Here is a 16,082-nt window from a genome sequence, read left to right as displayed (position 1 = left end):
CCCGAACCGGACGGTTCGAGGTGCGGCGGGTGTCCCGCAGCGGACCGGTCAGCGGCTGCCGTGCCGGCGACGGGTCGTGGTCAGCGCGATCCCGAGCGTCACCGCCCCGGCCGCGATCGCGAGCGCGACGCCCACGCTCGCACCTGTGTGGGCCAGCTTCCCGGGCGTGCCGGCGGCGTGGTTCGGAGCGGCCTTCGTGTGCGGACCGGCGGCGTGGGACGTCGTGGGCGCGGCGGGCTGCGAGGGCTTCTCGCTGCTCGGGGGCGTGCTCGGCTCGTCGGTGGGGCACACCGGGAACCGGGCCTGGATGCTCGCGGTCCGGTCGCCGTCGGTGACCGTGAAGGCGTAGTCGACCGCCGGGCGGACGTGCTCCGCGGAGAACGTGTCGTGCGCGACGAGCGAGCTCGTGGTGGTGGTGCCGTCGCTCATGGTGACGGTGGCACCGTCGGCGGCGTCGGTCGTGGTGCCCGGTACGGTCGAGCTCCCGTCGGCCGCGACGCACTGCTCGACGTCGAGGGCGATGGTGGGAGCGGGCGGCTCGGGGGGAGGCGGCGTGCACGCGGTGAACGTCTGGACGACGGTGGCTTCGTCGTCGGGCGTCGTGAGGGTGAACGTGTACTCGATCCCGGGGCGGACCCCGGTCGAGGTGAACGCGTCGTCCGTCACGGTCGTGGACGACGTCCCCGAGGAGTCGGTGAAGCTGACCGTGCTGCCGTCCGGGGCGTTGGTCGTCGACCCCGTCACCGGGGTGCTGCCGTCGTCGGCCACGCAGCCGGGGACCTCGAGCGCGACGGTGGGCCGCGCGCGCGGTCCAGGTGGGGGGCGGTGGTTGACGGCCGTCACGGTGACGAACGTCGACGGGTGCGTGGAGTGGACCGCCACGGGGCCGACGAGCACGCCGCCCACCTCGAACTGTGCGACCAGGTCACGCGTGGCCTGGGGGGCGTAGGGGTTGGCGGAGATGGCCGCGATGTCGGCGGCGGTGAGGGTCTGCGAGGGTAGCGGCGCCGTCAACGACCCCTGACCCCAGCCGTAGTCGGACGCGAGCGAGACCCCGGTCATCCCGGCGGCGACCTCGGCGGGGGACAGGTACTCCCACACCTGGGAGAACCAGCCCGTCATCCACCAGCCGCGGACCGTGCCGTCGGCGCCGGTCTGCCAGGCGAAGTGGCGTGACGAGCCGACCGGGTCGGTGCCGTTGGCCGAGTAGAAGATGCGGCCCGAGGGGTCGCTGCCGTCGTCGAACGTCTTGGTGATGTCGACCGCGTAGTACTTGTCGATCAGGGTGACGTGCTCGCCGTCGACCGGGGCGACCCAGGGCGTCGAGCCCAGGTAGCCCCCGGTCCCACCGACGAAGGCGGTCGGCCGGCCACCGGGGCCGACCCACCGGCCGGCCGCGTTCCACGACGAGCCCGACGGGAACCCGCCGCCGTGCCAGATGCCCTCGTTGAGCCCGTAGGACACGACGAACGAGGTCGGTGCGCCGTTCGCGGCGAATGCGCGGGGGTAGACCTGCGTCGGCATCGTGGCGTCGGCGGGGACGGTGACCGTCGTGTAGTCGCCGCCGGAGATCGTGTAGACCTGGGACGCGTCGACGGTCGTGCCGTCGGGGAGGCGGCCCGACGCGAACGTCACGTAGGTGTCGTAGCCCTGAGGCTGAGGTTGGGCCTCGCCCGCGTTCTCGGTCGCGCCGCTGTCGAGGCGGTAGATCGTGCCGATCTCGAACGTGGCCGTGTCCGGTGCCGCCTGGGCGGCCGGTGCGAGCGCCAGACCCGACAGGACCGTCAGGGCGGCTGCGCTCACCCCCGCGACCCATCGCGTCGTGTGAATCAGGGAGAACATCTGAGCTCCTTCGGCAGAGTTCGCCCCGTCGCTCTCACGAGCCGACCGGGGCCGGGGCATCCGACAGTTTGCGGATGCACCAGGAAGGACCCCTGCCCCTTCGGCATCTTGACGCGAGATGTGGGTGTGATCTGCCTCACGTGCCGAGACGGCCCCGGAGCTCGCGTGCGCAGATGCCCGGACGCACCGAGGCCCGGCCGTCCCGACGACGAGGGTCGCGGGACGGTCGGGCCGATCGACAGGCAGGTCAGGAGGTCAGCAGGTCCTCCCGTCGAAGGTCGCGGGGACCACGGTCGTGACCGGCTTCCCGGCCACGGTGCCGGTCGCGGTCACCGAGGTGCTGCCCGCCGCGACCGACGTCGTCCGGGCGTTGAAGGACTGCGCCGCGAGCCGCCCGCCCGCCACCTGGGAGAACGACTTGGTGCCGTACGGCGTCGCGAGCGCGACGTCGACCGGGGCACCCTCCTTGTTGGTCGCCGTGACCGCGAGCTGGACCGTGCCCGCCACGCAGCGCGTGACGGCCGTGGCCTGCACGGCGAGTGCCGGAGCGGGGGTCACGTCGACGCCGCCGTAGAGGTCGACGTAGCTCGGGATGGTGTCCGGTCCGTCGGCGCGCGGGCCGACGCCGTTGATGACGGCGTCGAAGATGCCCTCGCCGCCGAGCGAGACGACGAGCAGGTGGTGCATCTTGACACCGGCCACCTGGGGGACCTCGAAGCCGCCGTCGACGACGATCTCGTTCTCCTCGGTGTCGGACGTGAAGTTCGAGTAGGAGCCCAGGCCCCACGCCTCGTGGTTCTTCACGTCGTCGGCGACCTTGTAGGCGGCCCAGCCGCGGGTGTCGCCGTTCTGCCAGGCCGCCTGGTCCGGGACGTCGTACGGCAGCTCGTTCTGGTAGAACACGGTCCGGCCCCGCTCGCCGTTCCACAGGGTGTTGTACTTCTGGTAGTGCTCGACGAACAGGCCGTACGCCGAGACGTCGTCCCCGTTGACCACGAACCCGTAGTCGGACGTGTTGAGGTCCCAGCCGATGCCCTCGCCGTGGTCACCACGCCATGACCACACGTGGTCGACGATGGTGTCGTCGGCGTGGATGATCATGGCCGCGTCGACCTTGCCCGCGACGGCCCCGCCCACGCGCATGAACACGTCGTGGAGCACGATCGGGTCGTCCGAGTGGTCGGTGTGGACGCCCTCGTCGCCGACGACGAAGAGCGCCGGGGACTCGGTGACCGCGGCGTCGAACAGGATGCCCGCGACCGTGATGCCGTCCTCGTCGGCCACGTGCATGCCGACGCCCCCGTGCTCGGGGATGATCGTCGCGTAGCCCAGGCCCAGGACGACCGTGCCGGGCCTGTCGACCTGGATCGTCTGGTCGACGCGGTAGACGCCCGGGGTCATGAGAAGGTTCTTGCCCGCGGCCAGGGCCGCGTTGATCTCGGCCGCGGTGTCGCCCTCCTTGGCCACGAAGAAGTCGTCGAGCGGGATCGACGTGCCGGCCGTGTGGCCGTCCTTCCACGTCGTGCCGGTCGTGCCCTCGCGCAGCTCGGGGACGAACACGGCCCACTCGTCGCCGTCGAGGTAGAGGTACGGCTTCTCACGGACGGTGCCCGTGGTGTCGAGCGTCGTCACCGGGGGCGTGGGCCACGTCGCGGCCGTGGGCAGCGTCCCTTCGACGCCCGAGTAGACCATGTTCCAGACGCCGCCCTTCCACTCGCCGACCGAGCTGTCGCGGGCGTACCACTGCTGCTGCGTCCAGGACTCGACGACGCCGGTCACGTTCGAGTCGGCGATGTAGCCGCCCGAGGACCAGCCGTAGGCCGACGAGTCGAGCTGGAGCCCGCCGTTGACCTGGATGCGGCGGAACGGTGCCGCCTGGGACGTGGCCCAGCGGGCCATGCCGTCGTCGGGGGTGATCGACAGGTTCTCGGCCGAGCGCCAGAAGTTCTGGGTCGCGTTGCCGCCGAACCACTGCGCGTCGACCCAGTCCCCGCCCTTCACGGTCACGTCGGTCGGGTCCTGACCGACGCCCGAGAGCGAGGTGTAGAAGCCGATGCGGGCGTCGACGTCGTACTCGCCGGGCGTGAACAGGAACTGGTAGCGGCCGGGGCCGAACTGGTCCTGCTCCTGCTGGGCGAACACGGTGTCGATCTGGTGCTGGATCGCCGAGTCCGGCATCGAGGGGTCGAACACGAGGACGTTCGGGCCGAACAGGTCGGTCGTCGGGTCGATCGAGGCGCCGGGGGCGAGCACGCGGAACTCGTACATCGAGTACCCGAACGTCGTGCCGCGGGCCAGGCCCTGCCACCGCACGTACCGGGCGGAGGTCGTGTCGAACGTGACGACGTCGGTCCCGCCGTCCTGGCCGCGCGCCTGGGCGGCCGTCGTCCACGTGGTGCCGTCGGTCGAGACCTGGACGTCGTAGTCCTTGCCGTACGCGCCCTCCCACAGGATGCTCACGCCGCAGACGTCGTCCGCCTCGCCCAGGTCCACCTGGAGCCACTCGTCGTCCTGGCCGGTCCAGGTGGTCGTGTTCAGCACCGAGCCCCAGCGGGTGCTCGTGTTCTGGTCGACCGCCTTGGCGGGGGTCGAGTCGCCCTGCTGGGACGAGGCCGTCGCGGTGGCGCCCGCGGTCACGTCGGTCAGGCAGGCCGTGGGTCCGCTCGGGTCCGTGGGGTCGACCGGGTCGACCGGTCCGCCGGCGGGCTCGCCGAACACGCGGAACTCCCACAGCGAGTAGCCGTAGCCCGTGCCGCGGACGTCGCCGAGCAGACGGACGTAGCGCCCGGTGCCGTCGACGTCGAGCACGTCCGCCCCGCCGTCGCCGTTCGTCACGGTGCTCAGGGTGGTCCAGCTCGTGCCGTCGTCGGAGGTCTGGATCCGGTACCCCTTGCCGTAGGCGCCCTCCCAGTCGAGCTCGACCCGGTCGATCGTGGCCCGCCGGCCCAGGTCGACCTGGATCCACTGCGGGTCGGCCGCCAGGCTCGACCAGCGGCTGCCGCCGTCGCCGTCGAACGCCTCGCCGGCCTGGTAGCCGTTGGGCGACTGCGTCGAGGACGCCGTCGCGGGCTTGCCCTGGGACAGGAGCGTGGGGCCGTCGGCCGCTGCCGCGGGGACGAGCGGGACCGCGAGGCCTGCCGCCGCGACGGCCAGGGCCAGGGCGGCTCCGGCGCCGCGACGGGTACGTGATCTCCCGCGTGGCGGGACGGGTGCCGGTGGCGGCACGGTGGGAAGGGGCGAGAAGGGCATCGGTTCTCTCCTAGGTCGTCGTCGACCGCGTCCAGGCTCTACGTCGAGCGGGACGCACGTCGTGAGAGAGCGCTCTCTCACGATGTCGGTCAGTATTCAGGTGAGCGGGGTCCTCGTCAAGAGAGCGCTTTCCCAGTGGTCGCAGCGCTCGCCCCCCGGCGTTCCGGGGTCCGCACCCCACGACCCACGCCCGACGGCGACGCGCCCACCCGTGCCGCGCGCCGCCGTCGGGCACCGCGGTGCACCAGGACCCGCGCCCACGCTGCTAGCCTCGCCCCATGCGTGAGGACGGCCGAGTCTCGACGCCCCCGACGCTCGAGGACGTCGCCCGGGTGGCGGGAGTCTCGCGCGCCACGGTGTCCCGGGTGATCAACCAGCAGCGGCGCGTCGCCCCGGACCTGCGGGCCGTCGTCGAGAAGGCCGTCGCCCAGACCGGGTACGTGCCCAACCGGGCCGCGCGCTCGCTCGTCACGGGACGCACGGGGACGGTCGCGGTCGTGATCTCGGGCGTCGACCCCGAGATCGAGGGCAACCAGATGACGGGACAGGTCTTCGCGGACCCGTTCTTCGGGCGGATCGTCGCCGCGTTCGTGCGCGCCCTGCGGCCTCACGACCTGCACCCCGTCCTCCTGCTCGCCGAGACCGACGACGCGCGTGCCCAGGTCATGTCCTACCTGCGCCAGGGCAACGCCGACGGCGCGCTGCTCGTCGCCGCGCAGGCCGACGACCCCCTGCCCGGCATGCTCGTCGAGGCGGGCCAGCGCGCGGTCCTGTTCGCCCGCCCCGAGCCCGCGCTGCCCATCAGCTTCGTCGACGTCGCCAACCGCGACGGTGCGCGGCTGGCCGCCCGGCACCTCGTCGAGCGCGGGTGCGACGAGCTCGCCGTGATCTCCGGGCCGGCCGGCCTGCACGCCGCCGAGGAACGCCTCGCGGGTTTCCGCGACGAGGTGTCCCGGCACGGTCGCGCGTACGTGCCCGCCGAGCCCGGGGAGTTCACGCTCGAGGGCGGCGAGGCCGCGATGGAACGCCTCCTGGACACCGTCCCCGGGCTCGACGGCGTGTTCGCCGCGAACGACTACATGGCCCAGGGCGCCGTGCACGCGATCGTGGCTCGCGGCCTGCGCGTTCCCGAGGACGTCGCCGTCGTCGGGTTCGACGACAGCTCGATCGCCCCGCTGTGCCGCCCGGCCCTCACCAGCGTGCGGCAGCCCGTCGAGGAGATGGCGGCCGAGATGGCACGCCTGCTCGTCGACCAGATCTCGGGCGAGCGGCAGGTGCGGTCGGTCGTGTTCGACCCGACCCTCGTGGTGCGCGACTCGGCCTGACCCGAGAGCCGGGCCGGGGTCGCACCAGCCGTCGGGGAATCCCCGCGACCCCGCCCGGACCCCGGGTGCAGAATGGCAGCATGCCTCTTGCACCCCGCTACCTCGCTGCCGACGACCGCTACGAGTCCATGACGTACCGGCGCTCCGGTCGCAGCGGACTCGCCCTCCCTGCACTGTCGCTGGGCCTCTGGCACAACTTCGGTGACGTCAACCCGTTCGACAACCAGCGCGCGATCCTGCGCCGCGCGTTCGACCTGGGGATCACGCACTTCGACCTCGCGAACAACTACGGCCCGCCCTACGGCTCGGCCGAGGAGAACTTTGGGCGCCACCTCGCGCGCGACCTGCGCCCCTACCGCGACGAGCTCGTGATCTCGAGCAAGGCCGGCTACGACATGTGGCCCGGCCCCTACGGCGACGGCGGCTCGCGCAAGTACCTGCTGTCCTCGCTCGACCAGTCGCTCGCCCGCATGGGCCTCGACTACGTCGACATCTTCTACTCGCACCGGTTCGACCCGACGGTCCCGCTCGAGGAGACCATGGGGGCGCTGCACACGGCCGTCGTGAGCGGGCGTGCGCTGTACGTCGGCGTCTCCAACTACTCGCCCTCCCAGACGCGCGAGGCGGCCCAGATCCTCGCCGACCTCGGCACCCCGCTGCTCATCCACCAGCCCAGCTACTCGATGTTCAACCGGCACGTCGAGCTGCCCGAGGCCGGGCACGACGACGGCGAGAACCTGCTCGACGTCGTCGAGGACCTGGGCATCGGGACCATCGTCTTCTCGCCCCTCCAGCAGGGGCTCCTCACGGACCGCTACCTCTCGGGCGAGGTGCCCGCGGACTCGCGCGCCGCCGTCGGGCACTTCCTCAAGCCCACCGCGATCTCCGAGACCTACCTCGAGCGCGCCCGTGCGCTCAACGAGATCGCGGCCGGGCGCGGCCAGTCGCTCGCGCAGCTCGCGCTGAGCTGGGTCCTGCGCGACGAGCGCATCACGTCGGCGCTCGTGGGCGCGAGCAGCGTCGCGCAGCTCGAGAACAACGTCGCCGCCCTCGACGCACCGGCGCTCACGGCCGAGGAGATCGCGGCGATCGAGCCGTTCGCGGTCGACGGCACGACGCGCTGAGCCCACCCGCTCGACCCGGCAGCCGGACCCGAGGTTCGTCGGTCCGCGACGACACGTCGCCTGACGAACCTCGGGCTCGACGACCACGTAGCAGAGGGCGCCGCGCAGGTCGCTCCGTTCAGCTCCAGCGCTGGACCGCGAGCGGGGCGGCCTCCGCGAGCTCGCGGACCACGGGGTGCTCGCTCTCCGCGAGGACCTGCTGCAGCGGGCCGGACTCGACGAACTCGCCGTCGACCAGGAGGTGCGCGGACGACGTCATGCGGTGCACGAGCTCGAGGTCGTGCGACACCAGGAGCACGCCCGTGCCGAGCCGCGTGGCCGTCTCCTTGACCCGCCCGGCGATCTCGCCGCGCATGGTCGGGTCGAGCGCCGTGAGCGGCTCGTCGAGGAGCAGCACGTCGGGCCGGGTCGCGAGCGCCCGGGCCAGGGCCACGCGCTGACGCTCGCCGCCCGACAGGGTGCGCAGCGGGCGGTCCGCGTAGCGGTGCTCGAGGGCGACGAGGTCCAGCAGGTCCTCGATCGACTGCCCCGAGGGGCGCCCGCCCTTGCGTGCGTCGGTCAGCCCGGACTTGAGCACGTGCGTCACGGTGCTCGCGGGGTCGATGCCGGGCAGGCCGTCCTGCGACACGCGCCGCACCGCGGCCTTGAACGTCTTCTTGTCGCGGCGTCCGAGACGCGTCACGGTCCGTCCGCCCCACGTCACGGTCCCGCTCGACGGCTTGACCTCGCCCAGCAGCGCGCTCATGAGCGTCGACTTCCCGACGCCCGACGGGCCGACGATCCCCACGGGCTCCTGCCCCGCCGCGAGCTCGATCGAGACGCCGCGCAGGACGTCCTCACCGCCGTGCCCGGCCTAGAGGTCGCGCGCCTGCAGGATGTGGGTGGTCGTCATGCCCGGTCCTTCCGAGGGTGGGTCAACCGATACGGGGGCATGAGTGTCCCCGGTGGTCCAACGAACGACGGTACCCGCGTTCTCCCGGTGTGCGGTGCGTCGCGGGTCACACCGTCCACCGGGGGCGCCGCCAGGCGCGCCCGGTGCGCGCCCGCGACGCTCCGAGGTGACCCGGTCAGTCGCTCGTCGTCCACGCCGACGGCGCCGCGACCACGTCCCGCAGCACGGTGCGTGCCCCGCCGATCATGGCCGCGTGCCCCGCGACGAGCGCGGGCCGCAGGTCGAGCTCGGTCCAGGGCGACGCGAGCACGCGGGTCGTGAGCTCGGTCGTCAGGGCCTCGCGCAGGTAGGGCAGGAGGTCGGTGTAGATCCCGCCCAGCAGCACGGTCTCGATGTCGACGAGGTTCACGAAGTTCGCGAGTGCGCGCCCCAGCGCGGTCCCGGCCGACGTCGCGGCCTCGCGGGCCGACGGCGTGCCCTCCTCGAGCGCGTCGAGGAACCGTTCGATCGGCGCGTCCAGGGGGATGCCGGCCGCGCGCAGCATCGCGTCCTTGCCCGCGTACTGCTCGAGGCAGCCGGTGGCTCCGCACAGGCAGCGCGGCCCGTGCGGGTCGACCACGACGTGCCCGATCTCGCCGCTCCAGCCCCGGTTGCCGAGGAAGAGCTCGCGGTCGATCACGATCGCGGAGCCGATTCCCACCTCGCCCGAGACGTAGAGGAACGACGACGGCACGGGGGGAGCGGCGTCGTCGGGCCGTGTCGGGGGGCCGGAGGGTGCGGCGCTCCCCGGCTCCCCGACCGGGGCGCCCGGCCGGACCGGGGCCACGAGCTGCGCGAGCCCCGCGAGGTTGGCCTCGTTGGCGATCTCGACGGGCAGGCGGTCGGGCAGGCCGAGCAGCGGCAGGGGCAGGAACGAGGACCAGCCGAGGTTGGGGGCGACCTGGAGGCGGCCCGCGCGGGCGTCGACCAGGCCGGGCAGTGCGAGGCGCGCGCCCGCGACCTGCATGTCCTGGGCCTCGACCTGCTCGACGAGGCGGCGGGCGAGCGTGCCCAGGCGTCCGAGGACCTCCGCCGGGTCGCTGCCGTGCAGGTCGCCCGGTACGACCTCCTGCGCGACGACCTGCCCCGTGAGGTCGAGGACGGTGCCGCCCAGGTAGTCGACGTTGACCTCGAGGCCCAGTCCGACGATGGTCCGCTCGGCGGGCGTGAGGGGGACGGCGGGGCGTCCGGCGCGCAGGGGGGTCACCGGTGGGAGCTCGCGCACGAGGCGGGCCTCGATGAGCTGATCGACGAGCACGGACACCGTGGCGCGCGTGAGTCCGGTCGTCGCCGCGATGTCGGCACGCGAGCGGGGGCGGGGCGCGTCGAAGAGCGCCTGGGAGACCAGGGCGAGGTTGTACTCGCGCAGGGTGTGCTGGCGGGCGGCCGTGGGGCGCGCCCGGGTGGGCGTCCTGACGCCGGTCGAGGACTCGTCGCGGTTCACGTCTTGACCTTACCGACAGGACCGCATAAGTTCATCCGTACAACAAATGACGGCCTGCTCGATGACGGAGCCGGCCCATCTCGACGAGGAGACTGTCGTGGCTGACGCGATCGACCAGAACATCAACTTTTCCTTCGGCCTGTGGACCGTGGGCTGGACCGGCCAGGACCAGTTCGGCGGAGCCAGCCGCCCCCACCTCGACCCGGCCGAGTCCGTGCGCAAGCTCGCCGACCTGGGCGCCTGGGGCTTCACGTTCCACGACGACGACGTCGTGCCCTTCGGCTCCGACGACGCGACCCGCGAGCAGCTCCTCGGCGAGGTCAAGAAGGCCGCCGACGAGACCGGCCTGACCATCGAGATGGTCACGACCAACCTCTTCTCCCACCCCGTCTTCAAGGACGGCGGCCTCACCTCGAACGACCGCGGCGTCCGCCGCTACGCGCTGCGCAAGGTGCTGCGCAACGTGGACCTCACGGCCTCGCTCGGCGCCAAGACGTTCGTCATGTGGGGCGGCCGCGAGGGCACCGAGTACGACGGCGCCAAGGACCTCCACTCCGCGCACGAGCGCTACGCCGAGGGCCTCGACCTCACCGCCGCGTACATCAAGGACCAGGGCTACGACATCAAGATCGCGCTCGAGCCCAAGCCCAACGAGCCCCGCGGCGACATCTTCCTCCCGACCATCGGGCACGCCCTCGCGCTCATCGCGAAGCTCGAGCACGGCGACATCGTGGGCCTCAACCCCGAGACGGGCCACGAGCAGATGGCCGGCCTGAACTACACGCACGGGCTCGCGCAGGCCCTGTGGGCCGGCAAGCTCTTCCACATCGACCTCAACGGCCAGCGGTCCATCAAGTTCGACCAGGACCTCGTGTTCGGGCACGGCGACCTGCTCTCCGCGTTCTTCACGGTCGACCTCATCGAGAGCGGCTTCCCCAACGGCGGACCCCGCTACGAGGGCCCCCGCCACTTCGACTACAAGCCCTCGCGCACCGAGAACGAGGTCGGTGTCTGGGACTCGGCCAAGGCCAACATGGAGACCTACTCGATGCTCGCGCGCAAGTCCGCCGAGTACCGGGCCGACCCCGAGGTCCAGGCCGCGTTCAAGCACGCGGGCGTGTTCGAGCTCGGCGAGAGCACCCTGGGTGCGGGCGAGACCGTCGCCGACCTGATCGCGGACCGCGCGGCCTACGAGGAGTTCGACGTCGAGGCCGCGGCCGAGCGTGACTTCGGCTTCGTGCGCCTCAACCAGCTCGCGCTCAAGCACCTGATCGGCTGATGGCGGGCGTCACGGTGGCGGGGGCCGACGGCTCCGGGAACGAGCGGCCGGTCTTCCCGGCCGCTCGTACCTCACGGCCCGCCAGACCCGCCACGACCGGCCACCCGTCCCCGCCGCCGTCGGCCCCCGCGGTGAGTGGAGGTGTGGCATGAGTGCCGTCCTCGTCGCAGGGATCGACTCCTCGACGCAGTCGTGCAAGGTCGTCGTCCGCGACGCCGCGACCGGGACGCTCGTGCGCTCCGGGTCGGCCTCGCACCCCGACGGGACCGAGGTCTCGCCCGACGCCTGGTGGGCGGCGTTCCGCACCGCGGCCGAGGTCGCGGGCGGGCTCGACGACGTCGCGGCCCTGGCCGTGGGCGGCCAGCAGCACGGCATGGTCGTGCTCGACGCCGACGGCGAGGTGATCCGTCCCGCGCTCCTGTGGAACGACACCCGCTCGGCCGGCGCCGCGCAGGACCTGATCCGTGAGCTCGGCGCCGGGGACCCCGGCGCCGGGGCCAAGGCGTGGGCCGAGGCCGTCGGGTCCGTGCCCGTCGCGTCGCTCACCGTGACCAAGCTGCGCTGGCTGCGCGACGCCGAGCCGCAGAACGCGGCGCGGGTCGCGGCCGTGGCGCTTCCGCACGACTGGCTGACGTGGCGCATCGCGGGCTACGGGCCGCGGAGCGAGGGCCTCGAGCCCGACCTCGGCGCGCTCGTGACCGACCGCTCGGACGCGTCCGGGACGGGCTACTTCGACGCCTCGGCCGACGGCGGGCGCGGTGCCTACCGCACCGACCTGCTCGAGCTCGCGCTCGGACGCTCGGACGTCGCCCTGCCCCGGGTCCTCGGGCCGGGGGAGTCTGGTGGTGTGGCGGCGGGGACGGCAGCCGGGGCGGGCGTCCCGGACGGGGCCCTGATCGGCCCCGGCGCGGGGGACAACGCGGCCGCGGCCCTGGGCCTCGGCATGCGTGCGGGCGACGTCGCGGTCTCGATCGGGACCTCGGGCGTCGTCTCCGCGATCGCTGCGTCCCCCACGGCCGACGCGAGCGGGCTCGTCAACGGCTTCGCCGACGCCACGGGCAACTACCTGCTGCTCGGGGTGACCCTCAACGCGAGCCGCGTCCTCGACGCGACCGCGCGGGTCCTGGGCGTGGACCACGCGGGCCTGTCCCGGCTCGCGCTCCAGGCCCCGGCGGGAGCCGACGGTCTCGTGCTCGTCCCCTACCTCGAGGGCGAGCGCACGCCGAACCGGCCAGACGCGAGCGGCACGCTGCACGGCATGCGCCTCGCGACCATGACGCCCGCGCACCTCGCGCGGGCCGCCGTGGAGGGCATGCTGTGCGGCCTGGCCGACGGGCTCGACGCCCTGCGCGCGCAGGGCGTGCAGGTCGAGCGCCTCCAGCTCATCGGGGGCGGCGCGCAGTCCGAGGCGGTGCGGCGCATCGCACCGCAGGTCTTCGGCCTGCCCGTCACGGTCCCCGAGCCGGGCGAGTACGTGGCCGACGGCGCGGCTCGCCAGGCGGCGTGGGTGCTGTCGGGCGAGGCGGAGGCTCCCCGGTGGGAGACGTCGTCGAGCACGGGGTACGACGCGGACCCCGAGCCCGGGATCCGTGCGCGGTACGCGGCGGTGCGCGACCTGACCTGAGGTCGTGGGCGCTTGCGACGAGGGGCCGCCGTTCCGGTAGGAACGGCGGCCCCTCGTGTGGGCACGGCCCGGCGTGCCGCTCAGGAGCGACGCCGGGCGAGGTACCAGGCGCCGGCGGAGGCCGCGGCGAGCGAGGCCGCCGCCACTGCCGCGAGAGTCTGCGCGAGGCTCGCGCCCGCCGAGCCGCCCTCCCGGCCACCTGGGGAACCCGGGGGGAGGGCTTGCGGGACGAGCGTCGCGGTGGTCGCGACGAAGCTCGGCGCGGGGTGCCCGCCCGACGGGTCGGTGTCGATCCAGTCCGACGAGCCCACGGTGCACGTCTGGGTCGTGGGGAACCAGAACGCCTGACCGGCGGTGCCCGTGATGCTGGCGACGATCTCGAACCGGGCGGCGGTGCCGTCGGCGACGGGGGTCCCCTCCCAGCGGACCACGCCCGGCTCCTGCTCCGCGGCCCAACCCTCCGGCTGGGCGGTCGAGACCGCCTCGACCCCTGCGGGGAGCGTCACGTCGAGGCCCGTCGTCGGGGCGCCGTCGCAGCCGTGCTCGAACGAGAACGTGAGCGTGGTGGTGCCGTCCCCGTTCGGCGTCGCGGTCTCCAGCAGGACGTGGGCCGCCGCTCCCTGCACGCCCGTCACGGTCAGGAGCGCGGCGAGGCCGATGGCCGCGGCGGCGCGGGCACCGTGCCGACGGCCTGCCCGGGTGGTGCGGTGGCCGGGGACGGCACCGCGGCGGACCGCCGAGCCGGTGCCCGGCCGGGTGGGACGCGTCATGGGGAGACCTCCACGGGAAGCGTGACGACCGGGTTCTCGTACTTCGAGGTGCGGACGCCGACCGTGACGTCCCATGCCCCGGCCATCGGCAGGTCGATCGAGGCCAGGTAGGTCCCGGGGCCCGTCCGCGTGACGGTGGGCGTGAAGGGGCCGATGCCCAGCTCGGGCTGCGTGAGCCCGACCTCGGGGAGAGCGACGGGGTCGAGCGGGGCGCCGTCGGCGTCGAGCACGGTCAGCTCGAGCGAGTTGATGCCCAGTGCGCCCGGGGTGACCCGGGCCCGGAGCGACCCGGACCCGAGGGGTTCGTCGAACTCCTGGGCGGGCACGGCGCTCTGCGCCTCGACAGGGGCCCGGGTCTGCGCCTCGACCGGGCTCTGGGAGACGAGCACCCCGGTCACGACCAGCAGCACCGTCAGGACCGACGCCTCGGCGACGACCGTCCGGCGCAGACGCAGACGCCCCTCGGGACCCTCCGCGACGTGCGGGACGAGCCCGTACCGGTTCCACGCCGCGATCGCCACGAGGCTCAGCGCCAGGGCGATCTTGACCAGGAGCGTCCGGCCGTACCCGGTCGTCACGAGCGCGTCGAGCGAGCCGAGGATGCGCCAGCCCAGCAGGACGCCGCTCAGGGCGAGCGCGAGGACGAGCCACGCGCCCACGGTCGAGAAGCGCAGGACCGTGCGCGCCGACCGCTGGGCCGACGCACCCGACGAGCGCGCCAGCAGCAGGCACAACCCCAGGATCCCGCCGAACCACACGGACCCCGCGGCCACGTGCAGCACGTCGGCACCGAGCACGAGCCACGCCGGACCGAACGTCCGGGTGTGCCCCACGACCGTCAGCGAGGTCGCGGCCAGCGCGGCGGCGCCGAGCGCGAGCGGGACGGGCCACCGCCGACGCGTCGCCCGGCCCGCCCGGGGGCAGAACATGGTCGCGACGACCAGACCCACCAGACCGAGGAGCGCGGCCAGGGCCGACTCGGACCCCAGGGCCGCGCCCCAGACCTCGGGCTCCAGCAGCGCTCCGACCCCGCGGCCCGCCTGCCACACGGCCGTGACCGGTACCGAGACGAGCAGCCCCGCCCCGGCGAGGACCGCGAGCCCCCGGCGCCTGCGGTCGAGCCGACGCCGGAGCACCGGCATGGCGCCCGGGGTCGCGTCGAGCAGGAGGAGCTCGAACACCACGAGGCCGGCCACCCCGAGCGTCCCGACGTAGACGAACGCCTGGGACGCCCGGCGCAGCGTCGAGACCGCCGCCGACGTCGAGGGTTCGGGGGGTGCGGCGACGGTGTCGCTCGGTGCTCCGACCGAGAACGTGAACGCGCCCGCGACCGGGTGCGTGTCCCCGGACGTGACGCGCCAGCTCACGACGTACGTACCGTCGTCGAGCACCGCGGGCACCGCGATCTCCACCCGGGAGTCGACCGCCGTGGGCGTGACGGCGACGGCCGTCCCCGCGGCGTCGAGCAGCGCGACGCCGCCGGGCGGCACCTGGACGGGTTCGTTGAACGTGAGGGTCAGCAGGGCGGGGGAGTCCTCGACGACGGAGCCGTCGCGAGGATCGCTGTCGACGATCACGGCGTGGGCCGCGGCCGGGGAGGCTGACGCGAGCATCAGCACCACCCCGGCCGCGGCCGACACCACGACCGTCGTCACCCCGCGCAGGACGCGGGCGACGTTCATGGGTCGCGTCAGGCCTTGGGGCGGCGGGCGAACGCGGCGCCGCCCAGGACGAGCCCCGCCGCACCGAGCACGAGGGCGATCCCGGACAGGACGAGGGGCAGCGACGACGGCTCGTCCGAGGACCCCGCCGCGTCGGCCGTGTCGTCAGTGCCGTCGGCGCTCGCGGCCTCCGAGGCGGCCGCGTCGGAGACCGTCTCGACGTCCCCGTGCGCGTCCTCGGCCTCGGTGATCGTCAGGGTCGGGGCGGGGAGGTCGAGGTCGTGCGGGTCCTCGCCCTCGGCCGCGACCTGGACCCAGGCGGACTCACCCTCCTGGCACGTCTGGACGGTCGGGAAGACGAGGGTCTCGCCGACGGCGTCGGGGAGCTTGGTCGACAGGACGAGGGCGTCCCGGTACCCGTCGGGCAGCGGCGACTTCGCCGTGTAGACGATCTCGCCGACACGCTCGGTCAGCTGGCCGCCGTGACCGTCGTCGATCGGGGTCGCGAGGGTCACCATGACCTTCTCGACGTCCCAGCCGGGGTTGACCGTGGGGGTCACGCTCGTGATCGGCTCGGGGATCTGGATCGAGACCTTCGTCGTCGACGACTCGCCGCAGCCGTGCGGGACGCCGAACGTCAGGAGGGCGTAGGAGCCCGCGGTGGTCGTGTCGGGGTTGACCGACACGTGGGCGGACGCGCCGCTCGCGCCGAGCGCGAGGAGCAGGGTCGTCGCCGCGGCGACGGTGAGGAGCTTCGGTGAACGCTTCATGATCTGAGGCACAGGCCTTCCGTGGTCGAACGCAGGGGTCGCTCTCGCCGCGGGCACGGCGGT

General features: G+C 73.6%; 11 protein-coding genes. 4 read left to right on the top strand and 7 right to left on the bottom strand.

Going from position 1 to position 16,082, the window contains the following annotated elements:
- Positions 1–48: 48 nt before the first annotated feature.
- Positions 49–1,842, bottom strand: coding sequence for a hypothetical protein (locus tag JOD49_RS07420; RefSeq protein WP_205306599.1), 1,794 nt, complete (start codon positions 1,840–1,842; stop codon positions 49–51).
- A 255-nt stretch (positions 1,843–2,097) separates the two neighbouring features.
- The gene (locus tag JOD49_RS07415; protein ID WP_205306598.1) at positions 2,098–5,091 is read right to left on the bottom strand and encodes a discoidin domain-containing protein; all 2,994 of its coding nucleotides are present in this window, start codon (positions 5,089–5,091) and stop codon (positions 2,098–2,100) included.
- A 278-nt stretch (positions 5,092–5,369) separates the two neighbouring features.
- Here JOD49_RS07415 and JOD49_RS07410 point away from each other — a divergent pair, with 278 nt between their 5' ends.
- The gene (locus tag JOD49_RS07410; RefSeq protein WP_205306597.1) at positions 5,370–6,416 is read left to right on the top strand and encodes a LacI family DNA-binding transcriptional regulator; all 1,047 of its coding nucleotides are present in this window, start codon (positions 5,370–5,372) and stop codon (positions 6,414–6,416) included.
- 80 nt (positions 6,417–6,496) lie between these two features.
- Positions 6,497–7,540 carry an L-glyceraldehyde 3-phosphate reductase gene (mgrA, locus tag JOD49_RS07405; RefSeq protein ID WP_205306596.1) on the top strand — a complete coding sequence of 348 codons (1,044 nt, stop codon included), beginning with the start codon at positions 6,497–6,499 and terminating at the stop codon, positions 7,538–7,540.
- Positions 7,541–7,658: 118 nt separating this feature from the next.
- Here the strand turns inward: mgrA and JOD49_RS07400 are convergent, their stop codons facing one another.
- Positions 7,659–8,369, bottom strand: coding sequence for an ABC transporter ATP-binding protein (locus JOD49_RS07400; protein WP_239526056.1), 711 nt, complete (start codon positions 8,367–8,369; stop codon positions 7,659–7,661).
- A gap of 238 nt (positions 8,370–8,607) precedes the next feature.
- Positions 8,608–9,915, bottom strand: coding sequence for an ROK family transcriptional regulator (locus JOD49_RS07395; RefSeq protein WP_205306595.1), 1,308 nt, complete (start codon positions 9,913–9,915; stop codon positions 8,608–8,610).
- A gap of 61 nt (positions 9,916–9,976) precedes the next feature.
- On the opposite strand from JOD49_RS07395, the gene xylA reads away from it, so the two are divergent.
- A complete protein-coding gene (gene xylA / locus JOD49_RS07390) occupies positions 9,977–11,194 on the top strand; it encodes a xylose isomerase (RefSeq protein WP_138825887.1) in 1,218 nt (405 codons plus the stop codon).
- Positions 11,195–11,342: 148 nt separating this feature from the next.
- Positions 11,343–12,818 carry a xylulokinase gene (xylB, locus tag JOD49_RS07385; protein WP_205306594.1) on the top strand — a complete coding sequence of 492 codons (1,476 nt, stop codon included), beginning with the start codon at positions 11,343–11,345 and terminating at the stop codon, positions 12,816–12,818.
- An 80-nt stretch (positions 12,819–12,898) separates the two neighbouring features.
- Here the strand turns inward: xylB and JOD49_RS07380 are convergent, their stop codons facing one another.
- From JOD49_RS07380 to JOD49_RS07370, 3 genes are read right to left on the bottom strand one after another with little or no spacing between them, the layout of a single operon-like run.
- Positions 12,899–13,588, bottom strand: a complete 690-nt coding sequence (locus JOD49_RS07380; RefSeq protein WP_205306593.1) for a DUF1775 domain-containing protein — start codon at positions 13,586–13,588, stop codon at positions 12,899–12,901.
- Positions 13,585–15,270, bottom strand: a complete 1,686-nt coding sequence (locus tag JOD49_RS07375) for a copper resistance CopC/CopD family protein (protein ID WP_205306592.1) — start codon at positions 15,268–15,270, stop codon at positions 13,585–13,587. The genes JOD49_RS07380 and JOD49_RS07375 overlap by 4 nt, the downstream gene beginning before the upstream one ends.
- 8 nt (positions 15,271–15,278) lie before the next feature.
- Complete coding sequence (locus JOD49_RS07370) at positions 15,279–16,019, bottom strand: YcnI family copper-binding membrane protein (protein WP_205306591.1); 741 nt, start codon at positions 16,017–16,019, stop codon at positions 15,279–15,281.
- Positions 16,020–16,082 lie beyond the last annotated feature (63 nt).

This window comes from Oerskovia jenensis, from assembly GCF_016907235.1.
Taxonomy (GTDB): Bacteria; Actinomycetota; Actinomycetes; order Actinomycetales; family Cellulomonadaceae; genus Oerskovia; species Oerskovia jenensis.
This window is presented reverse-complemented; position numbering and strand designations above follow the sequence as displayed.

Excerpts from the sequence above, each read along its gene's own strand:
- JOD49_RS07420 (WP_205306599.1), bottom strand. The coding sequence starts at position 1,842 with ATGTTCTCCCTGATTCACACGACGCGATGGGTCGCGGGGGTGAGCGCA.
- JOD49_RS07415 (WP_205306598.1), bottom strand. The coding sequence starts at position 5,091 with ATGCCCTTCTCGCCCCTTCCCACCGTGCCGCCACCGGCACCCGTCCCG.
- JOD49_RS07410 (WP_205306597.1), top strand. The coding sequence starts at position 5,370 with ATGCGTGAGGACGGCCGAGTCTCGACGCCCCCGACGCTCGAGGACGTC.
- mgrA (WP_205306596.1), top strand. The coding sequence starts at position 6,497 with ATGCCTCTTGCACCCCGCTACCTCGCTGCCGACGACCGCTACGAGTCC.
- xylA (WP_138825887.1), top strand. The coding sequence starts at position 9,977 with ATGACGGAGCCGGCCCATCTCGACGAGGAGACTGTCGTGGCTGACGCG.
- xylB (WP_205306594.1), top strand. The coding sequence starts at position 11,343 with ATGAGTGCCGTCCTCGTCGCAGGGATCGACTCCTCGACGCAGTCGTGC.
- JOD49_RS07380 (WP_205306593.1), bottom strand. The coding sequence starts at position 13,588 with ATGACGCGTCCCACCCGGCCGGGCACCGGCTCGGCGGTCCGCCGCGGT.
- JOD49_RS07375 (WP_205306592.1), bottom strand. The coding sequence starts at position 15,270 with ATGAACGTCGCCCGCGTCCTGCGCGGGGTGACGACGGTCGTGGTGTCG.
- JOD49_RS07370 (WP_205306591.1), bottom strand. The coding sequence starts at position 16,019 with ATGAAGCGTTCACCGAAGCTCCTCACCGTCGCCGCGGCGACGACCCTG.